10 protein-coding genes are annotated in these 19,599 nt (G+C 55.9%); 2 read left to right on the plus strand and 8 right to left on the minus strand.

Annotated features, from left to right (window positions below):
* Positions 1 to 56: 56 nt before the first annotated feature.
* From araD1 to OHL21_RS20535, 4 genes are read right to left on the minus strand one after another with little or no spacing between them, the layout of a single operon-like run.
* Positions 57 to 1,064 (minus strand): AraD1 family protein, encoded by a 1,008-nt coding sequence (gene araD1 / locus OHL21_RS20520; RefSeq protein WP_263419172.1) that lies wholly within the window; start codon positions 1,062 to 1,064, stop codon positions 57 to 59.
* 3 nt (positions 1,065 to 1,067) lie between these two features.
* A complete protein-coding gene (locus OHL21_RS20525; RefSeq protein WP_263419173.1) occupies positions 1,068 to 2,240 on the minus strand; it encodes an L-rhamnonate dehydratase in 1,173 nt (390 codons plus the stop codon).
* Positions 2,237 to 3,520 carry an MFS transporter gene (locus OHL21_RS20530; RefSeq protein WP_263419174.1) on the minus strand — a complete coding sequence of 428 codons (1,284 nt, stop codon included), beginning with the start codon at positions 3,518 to 3,520 and terminating at the stop codon, positions 2,237 to 2,239. Before OHL21_RS20530 ends, OHL21_RS20525 begins: the two co-directional genes overlap by 4 nt.
* Positions 3,521 to 3,532: 12 nt before the next feature.
* Positions 3,533 to 5,251 carry a GH39 family glycosyl hydrolase gene (locus OHL21_RS20535; protein ID WP_263419175.1) on the minus strand — a complete coding sequence of 573 codons (1,719 nt, stop codon included), beginning with the start codon at positions 5,249 to 5,251 and terminating at the stop codon, positions 3,533 to 3,535.
* A 90-nt stretch (positions 5,252 to 5,341) separates the two neighbouring features.
* Between OHL21_RS20535 and OHL21_RS20540 the strand changes: the two genes are divergently transcribed.
* Positions 5,342 to 6,205 (plus strand): FadR/GntR family transcriptional regulator, encoded by an 864-nt coding sequence (locus tag OHL21_RS20540; RefSeq protein ID WP_263419176.1) that lies wholly within the window; start codon positions 5,342 to 5,344, stop codon positions 6,203 to 6,205.
* A gap of 58 nt (positions 6,206 to 6,263) precedes the next feature.
* On the opposite strand, the gene OHL21_RS20545 is transcribed toward OHL21_RS20540, so the two are convergent.
* Together OHL21_RS20545 and OHL21_RS20550 are read right to left on the minus strand one after the other, a co-directional pair.
* On the minus strand, positions 6,264 to 9,464 hold the full coding sequence (locus OHL21_RS20545; RefSeq protein ID WP_263419177.1) for a TonB-dependent receptor: 3,201 nt from the start codon (positions 9,462 to 9,464) through the stop codon (positions 6,264 to 6,266).
* Positions 9,465 to 9,723: 259 nt separating this feature from the next.
* Positions 9,724 to 9,969, minus strand: a complete 246-nt coding sequence (locus OHL21_RS20550) for a hypothetical protein (protein ID WP_263419178.1) — start codon at positions 9,967 to 9,969, stop codon at positions 9,724 to 9,726.
* A gap of 93 nt (positions 9,970 to 10,062) precedes the next feature.
* Between OHL21_RS20550 and OHL21_RS20555 the strand changes: the two genes are divergently transcribed.
* Positions 10,063 to 11,961, plus strand: coding sequence for an alpha-L-arabinofuranosidase C-terminal domain-containing protein (locus OHL21_RS20555; RefSeq protein ID WP_263419179.1), 1,899 nt, complete (start codon positions 10,063 to 10,065; stop codon positions 11,959 to 11,961).
* Between the two features lie 108 nt (positions 11,962 to 12,069).
* Here OHL21_RS20555 and OHL21_RS20560 read toward each other — a convergent pair whose 3' ends face one another.
* On the minus strand, positions 12,070 to 17,172 hold the full coding sequence (locus OHL21_RS20560) for a beta strand repeat-containing protein (RefSeq protein WP_263419180.1): 5,103 nt from the start codon (positions 17,170 to 17,172) through the stop codon (positions 12,070 to 12,072).
* Between the two features lie 415 nt (positions 17,173 to 17,587).
* On the minus strand, positions 17,588 to 19,519 hold the full coding sequence (locus OHL21_RS20565; RefSeq protein ID WP_263419181.1) for an alpha-L-fucosidase: 1,932 nt from the start codon (positions 19,517 to 19,519) through the stop codon (positions 17,588 to 17,590).
* Positions 19,520 to 19,599 lie beyond the last annotated feature (80 nt).

A 19,599-nucleotide genomic window follows, 5' to 3' on the forward strand; every position in this document is an offset into this window, starting at 1 on the left:
CAATGAAAACGCCGCTGCAAGCCCCGTCCGGGATACCCGGCAACAGGGAAAATCCTCTAGGCGAGTGAACGCACGGTAATCAGGCGATCGCGCTGTGGCGGCGCCACCCGCAGTGGATTCCGCAATGGACGCCCAAACCCCTCAAACGCAACCTGCATCCAGTCGCCGTCTACCAGACTAACGTTGTTGCTGAAGCTGAGTGCGGCGGCGCCAAGAAAATGCACATGCAGGTCGCCCGGAATACGATGGATCTCAAATTTGAAGTGATGATGTTCCAGATTCTGAAGGCTGTGACACATCGCCTCTTCCCCCGTGTCAATCGCGGCTGACCAGAGTTCCTTCCCCTCTCTCTCAATCGAAACCCTGCCTGGCACCCGTTTGAAATCGTCGGTTACCACCAACTCCGGCCCCAGAGCGCATGTCCGCAGCTTCGAGCCGGCAAGGTTCAGGTAGTTCTTCTTCTCAAAAACATGGTCTGAGAATTCATTACCCGCCGTGAATCCAAGGCGTTGCGGCATGCCCTCATCATCGATGAGGTAGATGCCTGCGACCTCGGCTTCTTCACCACCGTCTTCGCCATAGAACGGCAGCTCGAGCGGCTGAAGATGAGCCCGCACCAGCGTACCGGTTCCTTTGTAGAACCACTCCGGAGCAATGCCGACCTTTCCCTTTCCGGGATTCCCTTCCTGCAAACCCCACTGAAACATGCGCATGCTGTCTGTCATGGCCTCAGCCTGCACCGCATGCATGGCCTGGCGTGAAGCGGCGCTACCCAGGTGCGTGAGACCGGTTCCGGAGACGATGCAGCGCGACGGAATGTCCGGTACATCCACCGGCGGCAGCAGACGCCACTCCGACTGACCGCAGTAGATCGGCTCATACCTCAATGTCGCATCCACCTCCAGCGCTTCGACATACACCGCAAGCGAACGTCGTGCACGAACACAATCGCGCGCCAGGTCGTACACCGATGAGATATTGCTGAGGCACATCAGGCCGTCGCCGTCGACACGAGCGACCCGACGCTGAACTCCGTTTGTGAGCTGTACCAGATGAAGAGCCATCGCTTATCCAATCACGTGAAACTGCCGCAGTGAATCTTCGTTGACCGTAAGACCAAGTCCCGGTTTACTCTCATCCAGATTGATATAGCCATCCGTCGGGACCGGTTCGCCATCGAAGATGTACCAGAACAATTCGTTCCCAACCTCAACATCGACCTTGGGGAAGAACTCGGCGATTGGCGAGTTCAGGCTCGCCATTACGACATGATAGTTATGCATCTGCCCTGCATGCGGTACGACCGGAACCTGGAACGACTCCGCGAGGGCCGAGATCTTCCGTGCCTGGCTGATGCCGCCAACGCGATTCGTATCGAACTGAATATAGTCGAGAGCGTTATTCTCCAGGAGTTCGCGGAAACCGAAGATGGTGAACTCGTGCTCACCGCCCGCAATCGGAATGCGGCCGTAGCTCTTCAGTTCCTTATATCCGCGGGTGTCATCGGGGATTACAGCCTCTTCCAACCAGCGCAGGTGGAATGGCTCCAGCAGCGGCAGCATTCGCTTGGCATAATCCAACGTCCATCCCATATAGGCATCGGCCATAATATCGACGCCGTCGCCGACGACCTGTCTCACTGTGCGGACCAGCTCAAGGTTCTTCTGCATGCCCTCAGCACCATCCAGCGGTCCCCAGCCAAAGCGAAGCTTCATCGCTTTGTAGCCTTCATCCTTATAACGCTGCGCTTCAGCACGCAGTTCAGGAATCGGCATCGCATAAAGGCGGCTGGCATAGACGGGAATCCGGTCTTTGGTGCGTCCGCCCAGCAGGCGGAAGACCGGTTGCTTTGCGTCTTTGCCCAGAAGGTCCCAGAGCGCGATATCGACCGCCGAGATCGCTGTCAGCGCAACACCTTTGCGTCCAAAGGCCAAAGTTCGCCGATACATCTGCTGCCACAGGAACTCGACATCCCAGGGATCAGCTCCGATCAACAGGGGCCTCAGATAGGTATCGATCAAAGTTTTGGTCACCAAAGGAGATAGCGCCGCGTTACCAAGCCCAACCAGCCCGTTGTCCGTAAAGATCTCTACCAGCACCCAGCCATGAAAGGCGAAGTTGCCCATCGATGCCCGCCGAAAGCTGACGAGGTCCATGGGGTTGGTGCAGAAATGCGGGGGCAACGGTACCGTCTCACCTTCCCATTGCACAACACGTGTACGGACTTCAGTGATCTTCATGCGAGGCTCTCTATCTCCCGGATGTCTTTTGAACGAAGTGGTTGAATTCTGCCTCCCAGCCATGCCAGAGCCAGGAAGCCGATAATGTGGAAGGTACCAACAAGAAAAAACAATGCGGTATAGCTAAAGCCGTGTTGCAGCATACGGCCGGCAATCATGCCGAAGATCGCTCCGCCCATCGATCCACCGAAGCCGACCAGTCCGGAGACAGTTCCGACCGCCGAAAGCGGAAACACATCCGCGGGGATGGTCATGATCAATCCGGACCATGATTGCTGTGAGAAGAAGGCGAGGCTGAAAAGAAAGATCGCTGCGCTTACCGGAACAAAGGGCACCAGCATCACCACAGGCATTGTCGCCGCATTGATCCCAAGCACCAGCTTGCGTGAGAAATTAAGCGACCGCCCGCGCTGTAATAACCGAGCGGAGAAATAGCCGCCCAGGAAACTACCCACCCCTGACGCAGCATAGGGAATCCACGCGTAATAGCTGACGTGCTTCACATCGAAACCACGGGCGTCATAGAGATACTTCGGCAGCCAGAAGAGCAGGAAGAACCATGCCGAATCACTCATGAACTTGGCGAAGACCAGCATCTGGACGCTGCGCACCCCTACAATCTCACGCAGTGACAACTTCTCCGCCAGCAGACGTGCATCCTGCGTACTCATGGTCAGGGTTGCAGGATTATTGCGGTAACTCAGCGCCCACCAGAGTGTCCACGCGAGGCCGATTGCCCCGGCAACAAAGAAGACAGAACGCCACCCGGTATTGAGGATGAGAGCTCCAATCAATGGGGGCGCAAGGACAGATCCAAATGCGGTGCCGGCGTTGATCAGTCCCATCGCGGTCGAACGCTGCTCTCGCGGCATCCACTCCGCAACCACGCGGGTCGCAGCCGGAAACGCTCCCCCCTCGCCCATACCCAGCAGGAACCGCATGCCCAGTAACCAGGTGAAGTTCCGCGCGAATCCATGAAGCGCACACGCCAATGACCACCACAGCATAATCAGCAGGAACCCACGCCTCGTGCCGATGCGATCCAGAAGCCGGCCGCCGGCGACGTACATCGCCGCATACGCCAGTAGAAACGCCGTCTGCAAATACGAGAACTGCTGCTCGGAGATCGGGATCGTCCGCTGGATCGCGGCGATCGCCACCGAAATCGTCTGCCGGTCGAAGTAGCTGATGGCGATGGCCGCCGTCACGAGTACGACGTAGTACCAGCGCGTCTCCAGCAGACGGTTGCGCTCACCTCGCATGGTCGTGGCCATCGTCATCGCCCTTTGCTGTTACCAAGTCACCTGCAGCAGCGAGATGGACTCACGCGGCATCTCTGTGCTGATCTTGATCTGCCCATCCACCACATCCATCCAAACTGGGGAGTCGAGAAGCTGCAGGCCCGCTTTATCCACCAGCTCGGCATACTGCTCCGAGGTCGGGTGCTGCGGCGATCCCATCGCCTTCCACACAGTGTATGCATTACTGTGATTGGCATCGATGCGGAAGTGTTTGACCAACACGCGCTTCGCTGTCACCGGAAGCCCCTTGACCGAAACGCTGGTCGGCGCCGCGGCAGCCGGCTCGTCAGCATCATGATAGTTCCACAGCAGCACATCCGCACGACGTGTTCCTGTGGTTGCCATTGCATCGACATCAGCAGCTTCACGCACGCCATTCGCTACCAGGCTCTCCAGAGGAACCTTGCCGTCGCTCGATGTCGCCACCCGTGTGGGTCCCATCAAGGCAAGCATGCGGAAAAGATTGAGAACGGGCTTGTTCACTCCATTCGAGGAGAGCGAACGGAAGCCTTCAAAGTACTCGCGGCCTTCAAACTCAAACGACCAGCTCAGCATCGAGATCAGGTTGACCTTGTGCTTGTCCTGCAACTCGAAGAGCGCCTTATACGCTGCCGCTGTATACGCGGGATAGAGCGTTCCGTTGCGATAGTTGTTCGCCGGGTTAACCTTACTGGAGCACGCCGCGCATCCCTCCGGATCCGCCTCACTCAGAATGATTGGCAGGTTCTTGAATTTGGCGAACGAAGCAATGGTCGCAAATCCGCGGTCGGCGTCCTTCAGCTCCCGATCGATCCCCATCTGTACGTGCCCGTTGGTAATGGTGGGCTGCCCCTTTACGTGAAAGGAGATGAAGTCCAAAGGAACTACGCTACCGGTTGCTGCACTCTTGCCCGTGTTCACATGCTCGAGGAAGTTCTGCAGAAACCGCTGCGCTTTATCGGAACGCGGACTGGTCGTCGCTGGCCCACCGACCCGGGCGCCGGGCAAAGCCGCACGAAGACCCGCAACCGCATAGTCATAGAGCTTCCAGTAATCCTCAGGAGTGGCGTGCCAATAGTCGATATCGGGCTCGTTCCATACTTCGAAGTACCACTGCAGGACAGTCTCGCGGCCGTAGCGTTCGACCAGATGTGCGGTCAGCACACGCACGAGCTCGCCCCACTTCTTGTAGTCCTTCGGTGGATTGTTGGATGCTCCGGAGATGGCGCTCTTCGGATAGTGGACCTGGTATTCTTTCCGGTCCGGAAGCGGCGCCGCCAGATCCTTCGGCATAAAGCCGAGTTCTACCATCGGCCGCACACCAGCCGCCTTGTACTCGTCGAAGATGCCGTCGATGATCTTGAAGTCATAGATGGGCTTGCCATTGGCGTCTTCACTGTAGATGTTGGTCGAGCTCCACTTCAGCTCCGGCACTCCATTTCCGGAGGTCAGTAGATGATGCGCGCGGATGTAGACCGGCACTGGGCTAAGGTCCCGGAGTTCCCGCAATAATTTCTTTCCATCGCGCATGGTCGTGTAGTTGCCCTCGTCATAACCAAACCAGCTGTAGATTGGCTTATTGGGCGCAACCGGTCTGGACAGATCCACAGAAATGGCAACCGGCTTTTCACTCGATGCCGGTAACGGCGCAGGAACTGTGCCCTGAGCACTCACAACACCGGCAGACACCGCCAATACAAAAGCCACCTGGCTGAGCTTGATGAGCTGCATTACATCCCCTTTATGCGAGGTACTTGAATGCGCCAAAGGTAGTACCATTACAAAACCACTGTCAAGCTCTTTCGCCCTCTTCGCAGAAGAATGCTTGCTGCGCTGGAATTCTTCGTGCACCATTACGTCATGCGTGGACGCGGTAAAACGAGATTGTCTCTGGCGGCGCCCGGAGGCAAAGACAAAGGAGATGTCACTCATCTTCTGATCCTTCGTTTTCAGCAAATGCTGAGCGATGGATTGCTCTCCCCTGGATCGAAGCTACCTTCGGAACGTGAGCTTGCGCAGCACTTCGGTGTTGCCCGGTCGTCTCTTCGGCAGGCGCTGAAGGTCCTGGAGATCATGGGCGTCATTCAGCAGAAAGTGGGCGACGGCAGCTACCTGAATCCCGACGCTTCTTCCGTATTGGCCGTACCGATGGAATTCCTTTTCCTGCTTGACGACATCTCCTGGCAAGAGCTGATGGAGATGCGGCTAATCATGGAGCCGGCGTTGGCCGCACGTGCCGCCGAGCATGCCAACTCGGCCGATATCGCGCTTCTCAAGCAATCTCTCGATGACTTCGAAAACAGCAAAGGCGACCACTTTCAAATGGTCGCTTCCGATCTCCTGTTTCATCGAGCCATCTTCATTGCGTCGGGCAATCGCCTGAGCGAGCGTCTGTTTCACCTCATCCATCGGGCCATGCTCAATGTCATGCTGGTGACATCACAGCTTGTTGAACTGGAACACACCCTCGCATTTCACAAGCCGATCTTCAACGCGATTAAGCAGCGGGATGCGGAGCTGGCGCGGAAGCTGATGACGGACCACCTGAACGATGCCAACGATCTCTTGCTCAGGGGCCGGCAGCGCGAGTCGGAACGCGTTCTCCAGGAGCATCTGCGCACGAAGCGCAGTGCGGAAAAGCCCGCCAAAACCGCTGCAGCTCGCCGCCTGAAGGCCTCGACCTGACGCAGGCGATGTCTTACGCAAAAGGCCGCCCGCGTCTATATCGCGAGCGGCCTTTTGGTTAGAACCGATACTTCAAGGCAAGCTGGATGCTGCGTGGATTCACCGAAGTAGCGCTAACCTGCCCTCCGGCTGTCGCATCGATCGTAGCATTGGGAGCCGCGAAGCTGGTTGTGTTCGACACGTTGAAGAATTCCGCACGGAACGACAGAATGCTCTCTCCTGGAAGGGAGAAGTTCTTGAAGATCGATGCGTCATACTGTCGGAACAAGTCACTGCGTTGCGTATTGGCTCTCACATTGCCATAGGTTCCTGTTGGAGCGACCACGTAGCGCGAGGTATCGAACCACTTTGTCAACGACTTCTTGAAGCTCGGCGAACCTCCCGCAGGATTCAGATTCGGTCTCTGGCTGCCAACACCGGTCTTTGCCACGTCGCCTGAGACGACCGGTGTAAATGGCGTTCCACTGCGCAGGATTACGATTCCCTGCACCTGCCATCCTCCGATGAAAGAATCGACAAACCCATTGGCATTACTCAGCATCTTTCTCCCACGCCCAAAGGGGAGCTCATACTGCCCGCTCATGGCCAGGTTATGAGGCACGTCATAAGCAGCGAGCGCATACTCGTACGCGGAGTTCCCGCCGAGCGCGGAAGCCTGGTTGTACTGCAATGTCTTCGAATAGGTATAAGCGCCAAGGAGGCTAAAGCCGCCATGGAAGCGGTGCTCGTACTTGGTCTGCAGTGAGTCATAGTGATTGGTGACATCCTGCGTGTTGTAGGTGATATTCCCCCATGGCTGATACGGCCGGCGCGACTGCACCGAGCTTGTGCCAGTGGTTGGAGGGGGAACGTTGATATCGTTCGTCCCATTCAGATGGACGCCGCGATTGCCCACATAACCGATCTCCAGAACATCGTGGTTTGAAAACTGCCGCTGAATGTTGAGGCTGTAATGGATGTTTGTCCCCATGTTCAGATGGAGGCGGGTTGGCGACAGCGTGGGATTCGCCGTCGTCGAACCAAGCTTCGAACCCTGGTAGTAGTCGGCAAGCGTTTTTACAGTTGGCCCGGAGAATTGCGTCTGAGCCACCGTCTCCGACAAGCGGAAAGGCAACGTGTTCAGGTTCACCCGGCCGCTGGTTCCCTCCGGCTCGTAGAACATTCCGAATCCCGCACGAATCACGGTCTTGTTGTCCAGGGAATAGGCTAGGCCGATTCTTGGGCCAAATTGGGTTTTGTCAGTGTAGGTAGCGTTCCTCGGAAGCCTGGCTTGTGCGGTGGTTTGAATGAACTGACCGAAGAATTGATAGGCCGTAGGAGCCGCAGGCTGCGCCGTCAGATCCGGTACCGTGCCGTCACCAGAGACGATGATCGGCTTCGACTGAGATGGATCGAAGGTTCCGACCTGGCCTTTGTAACCATCCAGCCAGGGAGTGTACTCATAACGCAAGCCAAGATTCAACGTCAGTTTTCCCAGGCGTATGTCATCCTGCACATAGAACTGCTTCGACCAAACCTGTCCTCCGAAGTTGACCGCAGGAAAGGCCCGGCTTCCCGTATTCGGCAGGCCCAGCAAAAAGTCGGCATAGGCGTCGCCACTGGCGCTCCCACTGAAACCGAAGGAGCCGGCATAGGTCTGGCTGTCATAGCCCAGCCACTGATAGTAGCGAACCAGCGTGCCCATCTTGATGGACTGCTTCCCTTTCAGGATGGTGAAGTTATCGCTGATCTCCCATGCCTTGCGGTCCTGCGACTTCGGGCGCTGGTCAAAGGTCGATCCCTGAATCGGAGAGTATCCGCTGAAGCTATAGTCGGGAAACGAGCTCTTCCCATCCCTCAGCGTCTCACTCAAACCGGCAATGCCAAACTTTGCATTGAAATCCGGGCCTTGCAGAAACGCCTGCAGCCGCACATGACTGGGAAGGAAGTGCGAGCGAATCTCGTTCACCATGGTCGACCCGATATTCGTGATCAGCCCCGCCGCAATGTCCTGTCCGATCGAGGTGAGATTGGCGGTTCCCAGCGCCGGCGCATTGTTCGGATCGACCTCGTGGTTGGTCACATACACCCACCGGGCGAAGAGTCGGTTCCTGGCCGTCAGCTGATGATCAAGCCGAACGATGTACTGATCGAAGTCGATTGCCTGCGAGGGTACAGCGGCGAAGGTTCCCGAAGAGGTGTTCTGACGCGGGATGTACTGCTGAATGGCCAGGGCCTGCGAGGAAATACGATTCGTGGGAATCGTATTGTTCGTAAACGCCACTCCGGTCTGCGGATCCCGAATTGTCTTTGTACCGAAATTCCCAGAGCGCTGCGCATCCGAAGGAACAATCATATTGACCACCAGACCATTACGCAGGCGCTGCCCTTCATAGTTGACGAAAAAGAAAGTGCGATCCCTGCCACTGTAAAACTTCGGGATGAAGAGCGGTCCACCAAGCGAGGCTCCAAATTGATTGCGCTTCAGGATTGCCCGGGTAGGAGAAAAGTAGTTGCGGGCATCGAGCTTCTCATTTCGCAGGAACTCAAATAGTCCACCGTGAAAACGATTGGTGCCGGACTTGACCGTAGCGTTGAAGAACGCGCCGCCACGGTTATATTCAGCGGAGTACGGGCTCTGCTGTACCGAAAACTCCTGCAGCGCATCGATGGAGGTCTGAATGAAGGTTCCGCCCTGGTGCTGCTCGCTCACATCGTTGCCATCCAGCAGAAATGAGGTGGCACTACCGCGGATTCCGCTGATTACGTTTCCATTCACAACCTCCGGACGGATCGCGAGCGAATTTCCGGTGGGCGGCAGCAAAGCTGCTCCCGGGGTTAGGGATGCCAGGCGATAGAATCCTCGTCCATTGATGGGAAGCTCCGTCAATTGCTTATTGGTGATCACCTGTCCGACGGTTGCGCTGTCGGTGCTCAGCAGCGGAGCCGTTGTGCTCACCTCAATCGTCTCGCTGGTCGAGCCGACCTTCAGGCTGAAGTCCTGGCGGACAATCTGCGCGACCTGCACCTCGATCCGCTGGGTTACAGCGCCTTCAAAACCTTGTGCAGCGACTTTTACCGTGTAGTTTCCCGCCACAACCGACGTAATCACATAGTCGCCGTTCTCGTCGGTCTTCGCTGTCTGTGTGATGTTGGTGTCAAGATTTGTGGCGCTGATAGAAGCACCCGTTACAGCACTTCCCTGCGGATCGACTACGTGACCAACGAAGCGTCCCTGGTCTACCTGCCCCAGTGCGGACACGACCATGAAGAGAGACATAAATGCGGCGCTTCCTAGAGCCTTTTTCCTGATGCTGGGCATGCCGGCAGAGGAGTGCAGCGGCGTTTTCATTGCGGAAAACGCCCATAGATAGGAAATCCCTACTCTACACCTACAGGAAAAACACTCTAGCGACCTGGCAATTTTCGCGAGCAGCATATCTCGAACCATCACTTCCCCCCTGAATGCGAGGTACAGGCTTTCAAATCCGCCTCTCCTCAAAATCGGGTCAAAAGGTACTACCTTTAAGAAAAACGTGTCAACGGAAGTTTTCAAAGGTCCGCGTCTCCAAGGTGAAGTTGAGAGTCTGAATGCCGGGTTCCAGTGGCTTTCCTGTTACCACGGCTCGCAAAAATAAAAGAATTTCAGGGGCCTTACCGCCATCTTCCAGCCGTTTGGGATGGATTGCCTGACATCCCTTTCCGGATGGGCTCACCCGTGCAATCTCGCCGATCTCTTTTTGATTGGTAGGCCCATTCGCCATGGCCGCAATCGTCAGGAGCAAGGGATTGCTTGACAACACCTGGGGCGGATCGTATCGTCGTCTTTCTAGAAAACGTTTACCCAGATCCACGATCCAAATCTAACGGGAGACCGCATGAACACCCTCGCCAGGACAGTTCTCACGCCGCTCATCGCCTCCGTGTTTCTAAGTTTCGGTTCCAGCCAGATATCCGCACAGAGCGCAACCCTTAAGGTTGAAACCGACGCAGCCCTCTCCCCCGTCAGCCCCACCCTCTATGGCCTGATGACAGAGGAGATCAACTACTCCTACGACGGAGGTCTCTATGCGGAGCTAATCCGTAACCGCACCTTCCAGCACCGGGGCAAAAGCTTTGCCTCCTGGCTGCCTGCCTCTCGCGGCAATGGTGAGGTTGAGATCGACGCCGGATCGGACGGCCCCAGCTCAGCGCTTAGCTCAAGCATGAAACTGACCATCAAGGTCCACGGCGCCGGCGACGAAGCAGGAATGGCCAATACTGGTTTCTGGGGAATGGGAGCCAAACCATCCACGACCTACACCGGCAGCCTTTATGCAAAGGCCGACTCGCCTATGAAGGCGCATCTCCTCCTGATCGCTGATCAGACGGGAGAAGCTGTCGCGGAGACAACAGCCGACCTGAGTGGCGGCACATGGAAGCAATACGAGTTCAAGATGAGCTCAAAGGCTGGAATCCCTGCTTCCGCACAGCATCACCTCGAAGTCCTCTTTGATCAACCAGGCACCGTCTCATTGCAACTGGTCTCCGTCATGGGCCCGACGTATCACAACCGCGCCAACGGAAACCGTCCTGACCTGATGGAGCTTATGGCGGCTATGAAGCCCAATTTCCTGCGTCTTCCTGGCGGAAACTACCTTGAAGGCGACACCATCAAAGAGCGCTTCAACTGGAAGGAGACCATCGGTCCTCTCGTCGATCGTCCCACACACCGGAGCCCGTGGAACTACACCTCTTCCGATGGCCTGGGCCTGCTGGAGTTCCTGGAATGGTGTGAAGACCTGAAGATCGAGCCTGTACTGGCGGTCTACGCCGGCTACTCCCTCAAAGGAGAACATGTCACCGGCAAGGATCTGGAGCCGTTCATCCAGGATGCTCTCGACGAGATTGAGTACGTGACCGGCGACACCAGCACAAAGTGGGGCGGGATCCGGGCCAAGAACGGCCATCCTGCTCCCTTCCCGCTGCACTACATCGAGATTGGCAATGAAGATTACTTCGATAAGTCCGGTTCTTATGATGAACGCTTCCAGGCATTCGCGAAGGCGATCCGTGCCAAATACCCGCAATACAAACTGATCTCAACCGCGCCCAACACCAAGGGAGATCCTGATGTGCAGGACGACCACTACTATAGGAATCCGGAGGAGATGTTCGCCCTCGTCCACAAATACGACGACGCAGACCGCAAGGGGCCGAAGATCTTTGTGGGAGAGTGGGCGACGCGCACCGGATCACCGACACCCGACTTTGGAGCCGCGCTCGGCGACGCCGCCTTCATGACCGGCATGGAACGCAATAGCGATCTCATCGTGATGGCCGCATATGCCCCGCTGATGGTGAACGTCAATCCGGGTGGAATGCAATGGTCATCCGATCTGATTGGCTATGATGCACTACGTTCCTACGGATCGCCTTCGTACTATACCCAGGTGCTCTTCGCGAACCATCTGGGTGATCACACGGTGAAGACTACGGCAAGCGGGGAGAATCCACGTTTTTTCTGGTCGGCAACTGTTTCCACGGCGGAAAAGGTGCTTCACCTCAAACTGGTCAATGGATCGAGCTCTGCTCAAGCGCTGACGCTCGAGATTCCAAATGCAGCGTCAGGAAATGCTACGGTTTATACCCTGCACGGAGCCAGTCGCTGGATCACAAACACCATCGAACACCCCGACGTCATCAAGCCGGTAAAGTCGAATGCAACCTGGAAGCCACAACTCTCTCATAACGTGCCTGCAAATACGATTGAGGTCATTGATATTCCGCTGAAATAACTCCCAGGGCTCTCGCCCTCATTTACAAGGACGTCGACTGGGATCATATACTCGCAACAAAAAAGCGCCGGCCCATTGCGGGGCCGGCGCTTTGGTTTGCCTGCTGGTTTAGTTGATCGTGATCGTAAGAGTTCCTGAAGCCGTCGCTCCCGGATTGGTTGCCACCACGGAGGCACTTCCGGTCGTGGTCAAATCAGAGGCCGGAATGGCGACGGTCACATGGGTTGAATCCACAATGGTGGTAGTCCGGTAGCTTCCGTTCCACGTCACCGCGACACCCGGCAGGAAGTTACTTCCTGTGAGTGTCAACAACGTGTTGCCGGTTCCATGAGTGATGGTTGACAACGAAGATGAAGTGAGTGTCGCGGATGTATTTGTGCCCAGGAGTTGTGGCACAACGAATGGTCCACGAAGCAGATAGAGATGGCCGGTTGAGGTTACTAGAGCCAGACCATCCTGCCCCCAGCGGACGACATCCTGAATGTTAAAGCTCGTTGTTCCTTCAATCGTCGGGATGTTCAACGAGATCGCACCGGTTCTCAGATAGGTGCCTGTATCGTAAGAGACGATTCCATCCGTATTTCCATACGATTGGTTGGACGTATTCCCTGCGAAAAATATCGTGCGCAGAGAGGTGTCCGGCTCCATGGCCGTAGGGTTCGCACTATACGAGCTAGGCATCGTGAAAGCTCCGGTCTGAGTAACAGCACCGCCGGACGAAAACGTTGCCACTCCACCGTTGTACGAGTATCCCTTATTGCCTGCAAGCTTGAAACAACCGAAGCGGCTGAGCGCTGAGGCCGTACCTGAAGTGGATGTCAGACCATTGCTGTCTATTCCAAAGTAGGTGACGGACGAGTTGTAATCCAGACTGGCGAACAAGGATGCCGAGTCAAGATAGCGCAGACACGTCGCATTGTAGTAATAGCTCGAGTAGTTCGTACGACGGGTGAGTGTATTCGAAACGGTTGAATAGTCGTAAATTCCCAACACGTATGGATAGTAGTTGGACATGGATAGAGCGACGGTGTTTTCACTTCCCGGAGATACAGCAATCTCCTGCGGAACCGCACCGCAATAGGTGCAGGTTGTGCTGCCAGGAATGGAGAGAGTGGTCACTGCCCCCGTAGCCATGTTGTAACGATCAATGGTCTGGTTCGAGTTGTTTCCGAGATACAGTGTCTGACCGCTGTTGCTCAGAGCAAGCTTATTAGGCACAACGCTGAGAGCGACAGGGGTTCCGAAGGTCGCCGTCTCCGGAGTGAGTGCAACCAGCGAACTGCCGGCAATCGTCGAGGATCCAGTCGAAACGCTGGTCATCAGCTTGCGGCTATAAGGGTCGTACACAACATGGTTCACACCGAGCGAGAGCGCGGTGTAGATGGTAAGCGGAACAGCATTTGAAACACCACCTCCAGGAGCCGGTGTCGAAACAGTAATTACCGACCATCCCATGCTTGTCAGGAGAGATGCGGGCACCATTGCTGAGAGTTGAGTGGAGCTCGTGAAGGTAGTGTTGAGAGCCGTTGCTCCCAACATGACCACAGAGTTCGCATTGAAGTTCAGACCGGTAATCGTAATTGCTGTATCACTGCTTCCACTCTTAATGGCATTCGGGGAAACAGAGGTCAGCGCCGGCGCAAGATAGTAATCAGCCCCGGTGACATTCAATGACGCGTTGGCAGAATCATTTGTGCTGGTGTTGTCGGTGGTAGAACTGCTGACGAATGCCGAGAGAGTCGCCGTGCCGGCGGTCGTCTGTAACACCGTGACGGTTACTGTCACGCTGGCCCCGCTTGCAATAGAACCGAGGCTGCAGCCCCCGGTGGAAGCAGCGCAGCTTCCACTCGATGATGTCGCGTTCTGCAGCTTGCCCGTGGAAGGAATCTGTAAAGCAAGTGCGACGTCAGTTGCGGTCTGAGGACCACTATTCGTGACAGTCACGGTATAGGTAGAGTTCGCCCCGGTCGTGGTATCGCCGGAGGCAGATACGGCGACAGAAAGATCGGCTACCTCGGAGGAGATATCCTGCACATTATTCGACCGGAGCGAGAAGATACCGCCGGTCGTATGGAATGCGAGGCCATTTCTTCCCCAACGGACCAATTTGTGCGGAGACAGGTAGATCGATGATCCGGACGAATTAGTGATGTAGGACGGAACAGAGATCGGAATCACCGCACCGGTCGCCGTCGAGTCTGCCGGATTGAAGACCTGGATCTGGTTGTAGCTGGAGCAGCAGTATCCGCTGGAAGAGTCCAGGATGAAGACCTTATTCAGAGTTGTATCCAGGAAGGTTGGCCCCTGAGCTACTGTTGTACCCGAAACGTACATCGAAGATAGCGTTGTTCCCGCCTCTGCATCGTAGACCTTTCCGAAGTTGCCATAGAGCTTTCCACTGGAAAGCTGCATGTCATCCAGCGAACTGCTCGCTATCTGAATATTCGAATTGGTATTGCTTGCCTTCGCCGTGATACCGGAAGAGCTATAGGTATATGTGTACAACCCAGACCCGCCCACATAGATCTCATTGCGGCTTGAATCAACCTGCAACGCATATTGCGAGTAATAGGAATTCGTGCCGAGCGCTCCACGCAACACTCCCGCATCATAGATCGCGAGCTGTGAGGAGTAGTAGCTACCCTGCAGCAGGATCACGGAATCCGTTTGACCGGGCATGGGGATCATGCTCATCACCGTGCCGGCATTGCTTGATGACCCGGAAATATTCAGAGCAAACTGTAATCCGGCTTGCTTTGTTGTCAGATCTACTTTTCGGACGCCGAAAGAACCGTCCAATCCGACCCAGAGATATTTGCCGTCCGCCGTAACAGCCATCTTATTAGGCTCGTTGCCGACGAAGATAGGTGCACCAAGAGCGCCTGTTGCAGGATCCATGGACACTACAGAATTCCCATAGGGAGCTCCTACACCGGAGGGAATTGATAGATAGAGAAGCCCGTCCACCGGGTTATAAACCATGCTATTGCTGACGATCGGAACATACGTTGTATAGCCCAGTGCGGCAGATGTGCCGCCACCGGGCGCCGGCGTGGTCACAGTAAAGCGGCCAATCCCTGGGAACTGCAGACGGGCGGCCGGCACAGTAACCGTCAGAGAGGTAGAGCTCACGTAACTCGTTGTCAGGGGGTACCCATTGAACGATGCCACTGTGGCCGCGGTGAAGCCCGTTCCATAAAGGGTCAAACTCGTGTCCTTAGCCACTGGTCCTGCTGTTGCGGAAAGACTCGTGAGCGTCGGCACCGGGGGATCGGTAATACTAAACGTCACTGCGTTCGATGTTGGGTTCGAAGCAGTAGGGCAATACGCCGTGATGCTCACGTTCCCCTTGGTGGCAAGATTCGACGCTGAGATTGAGGAGTACAGAGAATACCCGTAGGTATATGGATAACTGCCGCTGGGATTGTATATCTGACCGTAGGTGTAGCCCGTCGGTATCGAAACCCCATTCCATTGCAGGGTGCACGACGATACAAATCCCGCCGACAAGTATGCATACAACTGCACTGACGAAGATCCGACAATCGCGCTTGAAGGAGAGATCGAGCTGATAACCGGAGACACCGTCGGCGTAACGACGGAAAGCCGTGCTGTATCGGAAATGCTGCTGTTCGGAGCGGGATTAACCGCGGTGATGTTAAGCGTGCCTGTCGTCGTAACGTCAGCCGGTAGAAGGATGAAGCTCACCTGTGATGCGCTGAAATAGGTGGTTGCCCTGGGTGAGCCATTCACCTGAATTGTCGTGCCGGGCTGGAAGTTTGCGCCGCCAACCGTGATCGTCGTGTTCGTCGTCCGACCGGCCGGAACCGAAGATGGCGATACTGTAATAGCACCCAGCGTTGGATTGTTTATGGCAATGGAGGCCGCGCTCGATGTTCCCCCTCCCGGGGCCGGAGTCACCACTGTGATGGAAAGACTGCCGGAGGTCGCTTGATCGGCAGCAGTAAGGGTTGTAAGCAACTGAGTCGAGGACACATAAGTCGTTGGACGCGCATTTCCGTTCACCTGCACGACCGAGCTCGAAACGAAATTGGCTCCTGTGACAGTAACCTGCGTTTGGGTGGCCGTCCCGGTAGCAATGGTGCTTGGAGAAACCGTCAGAGCACCCGGCACAGGGTTGTTGATCGCGAAGCTCGCGACCGCACTGTTGCCACCTCCTGGAGAAGGTGTCTTCGCAACAATGGATAGACTTCCGGCCGTCGCCAAATCGGCGGCGGTAAGGGAGACAATCGCTTGCGACGAGCTGATGTAGGTCGTCGCGCGTGGCGTGTCGTTTACATAAATCACGGTCGAAGGAACAAAATTACTACCGGCCACACTCACCTGCGATGCGCCCGATCCACTTAAACCGGAAGACGGTGTCAACGTGATCGCTCCCGGAGCAGGATTGTTCACAGCAAAGGCTGAGGTGGATGAGATACCACCGCCGGGGGCAGCATTGATCGCGGCGATCGCCAACGTTCCAGAACTCGCCAGATCTGCCGCGCTAAGCACTACCTTCATGCTCGTGTTGTTGACAAATGTTGAAGGCCGCGCAGCGCCGTTCACCAGCAGATTGGTACCTGCGACGAAGCCTGATCCCGTAATCGTCACCGTGGTTGCCGCGGATCCGGCACTTCCGGTGTTTGGAGAAACAGAGGTAATCGTGGGCGCCGGGTTGTTCACCGAAAACGCAATCGTACCTGACGCGCCTCCACCGGGTTGGGGATTAACCACGTTCAGCAGTAATGGAGTAGCATTTGCAAAATCGTTCGCCGTAAGGTTCGCGGTCAATTGCGTCGCACTGACGTAAGTCGTAGTACGAGGACTTCCGTTCACCGACAGTGCAACTCCTGAAACAAAATTGGTTCCGGAAACAGTAACATCCGTGGCGGCTGAACCGACCAGAATATTGCCCGGAGACAATGTCGTAACCGTGGGAACTGGATTGCTAACCTGGACATTATTGGAAGTGTCCGCTGCAATAACCTTCGCTCCGTCCTTCAGCGACAGATTCAGAATCGCACCCGTTGCAAGCTGGGCGGTAGATATCGTCGCACGCAACTCGGTGCTGCTGATATAGCTCGTCGTCTCAGTCACGCCATTGAGAACGATCTGGGTGCTTGCTGTAAACCCAGTGCCCGTCACCGTCAAGGTAACCGTCGTCGAACCAGCCGGGATGTCTTTGGGCGCGACGGATGTAATGCTCATCGCAGTAGACTGCGATGAACCCGTATTCGAATTGGAAGCGGGGTTCGCTGAACAGCCGGTCAGGACTGACAGGGACGAGACAGACAAAAACAGGCAGAAGAAGCTCAGAAGCCGGGCCAACAAGTTTTTCATGAGAGTCGCTAGGGTACCCTATCGGTCGTCACCAATCAATAAAAACTTGCTGCCCCCTCCTCGTTTCTAACTTCTTCTCGTAAATGAAACATAGTATTCACATCTATGCCCTATTGCCTATCTGAACCGGAGCGGTTGTGCTAGAACATTTTCCCTGTAGGTGTGGAGTCGGGCTTCCGCATCTCTGGGGGTTTTCCGCAATGAACGCCGCTGCACTCTCTTTCCGGGCTACCCAGCAACAGGGAAAATCCTCTAGTCTCTTACTTCATCGCATGGCCGTCTCTTACTGCACCGGCCTCAACTCCAGCTCAAAAAGATGCACGGCTTCCGTCGAGCCCTCCATGGTTATGGTGATATCCCGCAGCGTCCCCGATGGAATTTCAAATGTTCCAGCACTCGCAGTCTTGATCTGTTTTGGATTCGCTGTCGCTTCAATCGGAACGGTCAGGACATGGTCGCCCATCTTCACCACGAACTTTCCTCCGGTAGGATTGGAACCTTTTGGAGTCGAGTACTTCACCTCAACCTCGTATCGCCGCGGCTTGTCCGAACGGACGTTCCAGGAGAGAGAGTTCCCCGCCTTCTCCAGCCCATCCACGTAATACTGCGCGGTCTTACCGTCCCCATAGACGAAGCCAGTTCCGTGAGAAGCGGCATCGAAGCCAAGAAGCCGGTTCGGACCTGACGTCGCCTGCAGTAGCCGGCCCATCTGCCCGCGAACAGGACCGTCGGTTTTCAGCACGATCACGGTATCAACCGAGTCCGGAGCTGTTGCCGGAACATGCACCAACAGGTCATTTCCTTCCGCGGCGGTCTTCAAGGGATGCTTTGCGGTATCGCTCAACAGATAAGCCTGCGTCACTTTGCTGGTAAGTCCCCCAACCAGGAGCTTTCCGTCTGACGGCCAGTTCATGACATGCAGGTACAAAGTGTTCCCTTTGACGGTGGAATCACCCCAAGCCTGGCGGTCCAGAGGAGTTCTCTCCGTGCCATGAATGCTTTCTCCATTCACCGCCATCCACTTTCCAATGCCTGCCAGAATCTCTGCATCCGGCGGATCGATGGTTCCGTCTCCCTTGGGTCCGATGTTCAACAAAATATTGCCTCCCTTTGCGGAGGTCTTTGCCAGCAACTGGATGAAGTACGGCACCGGCTTATGCACTGGATCGAGCTTGTCATAGCCATACGACTCGTTGGTGGTGGGGATCGCCTCCCAATCCCCCGGAGTCGGCCGCAGTTCCTCGGGACGATCGGCCGTGTCCAGGTAGTCGCCGAGATTCACTCCTTTTGTCCGTGCTGCGCGGCCATTGATCACCACATTGGGATCAGCTCCCCGAACCGCCTTCACGATCCTTGCCTGCTCATAGAAAGGCAGCTTACTGGGAGTATCGAACCAGAGAATGTCCGGGTGATATCTGGCGATGAGCTCCTTCAGTTGAGGAATCGCTTTTCCATCGATGTACTTATCGACTTTGGCCACCAGCTCCGGATGCGCGTTGTACCAGTTGATTCCACCAAAGAGAGCCTTGTCGCCGGCGGGATTGGTATAGTCCCAGTCGTTTCCAGGAGCATTGGGATCTTCCCAATCGAAGGCGTGCGAGTAATAGAAGCCGACATGCAGTCCCTCTGCCCGAGCCGCATTCACAAGCTCTTTCAGGGGATCGCGCTGGAAGTGCGCGACATCGCGAATGTTGTACTTATTCACCTCCGAAGGCCAGATCGCGAATCCATCGTGATGCTTCGACGTGATAATGACATATCGCATGCCGGCGGCCTTCATCTGCCGCACCCACGATTTTGCATCGTACGCATCCGGATGGAATTTCGCCGCGACCTCATTCTTGTAGGTCTCCACCGGAATGCGGTTCACCCGCATGATGTGCTCGGCATATCCCGGGTTCGGACGGTCCTTCCACTCTCCGCCAAGAACGGAGTAGGCGCCCCAGTGCACAAAACAGCCAAACCGCGCCTCCCTCCACCATTCCAGCCTCTGATCCCGTGTCTTCAGCGAGGCTGCATACCAGCCTGAAGTCGCGTCTTTGACGGCGGCAGCATCCTTGGGAGCCGCATCGCCGACCTTCATCGGTTCATTTCCTGAATCCAGTTGCCGCTGCGCTTCATCCGGCGTCATATGCTGCCCGTACCCCACAGCATGCAGCGCCAGAACCATGGCGGACGAACAGCAGACAGACCGAATGAAACCTCTCACAGCCATTGCACCTCGAACGCTGAACATCATGCGCACACACAACTCCCTTACTCTTCTGAGCGCACACAGCCTATCATGGGTGAATT

The organism is Terriglobus albidus, from assembly GCF_025685425.1.
Classification (GTDB): domain Bacteria; phylum Acidobacteriota; class Terriglobia; order Terriglobales; family Acidobacteriaceae; genus Terriglobus; species Terriglobus albidus.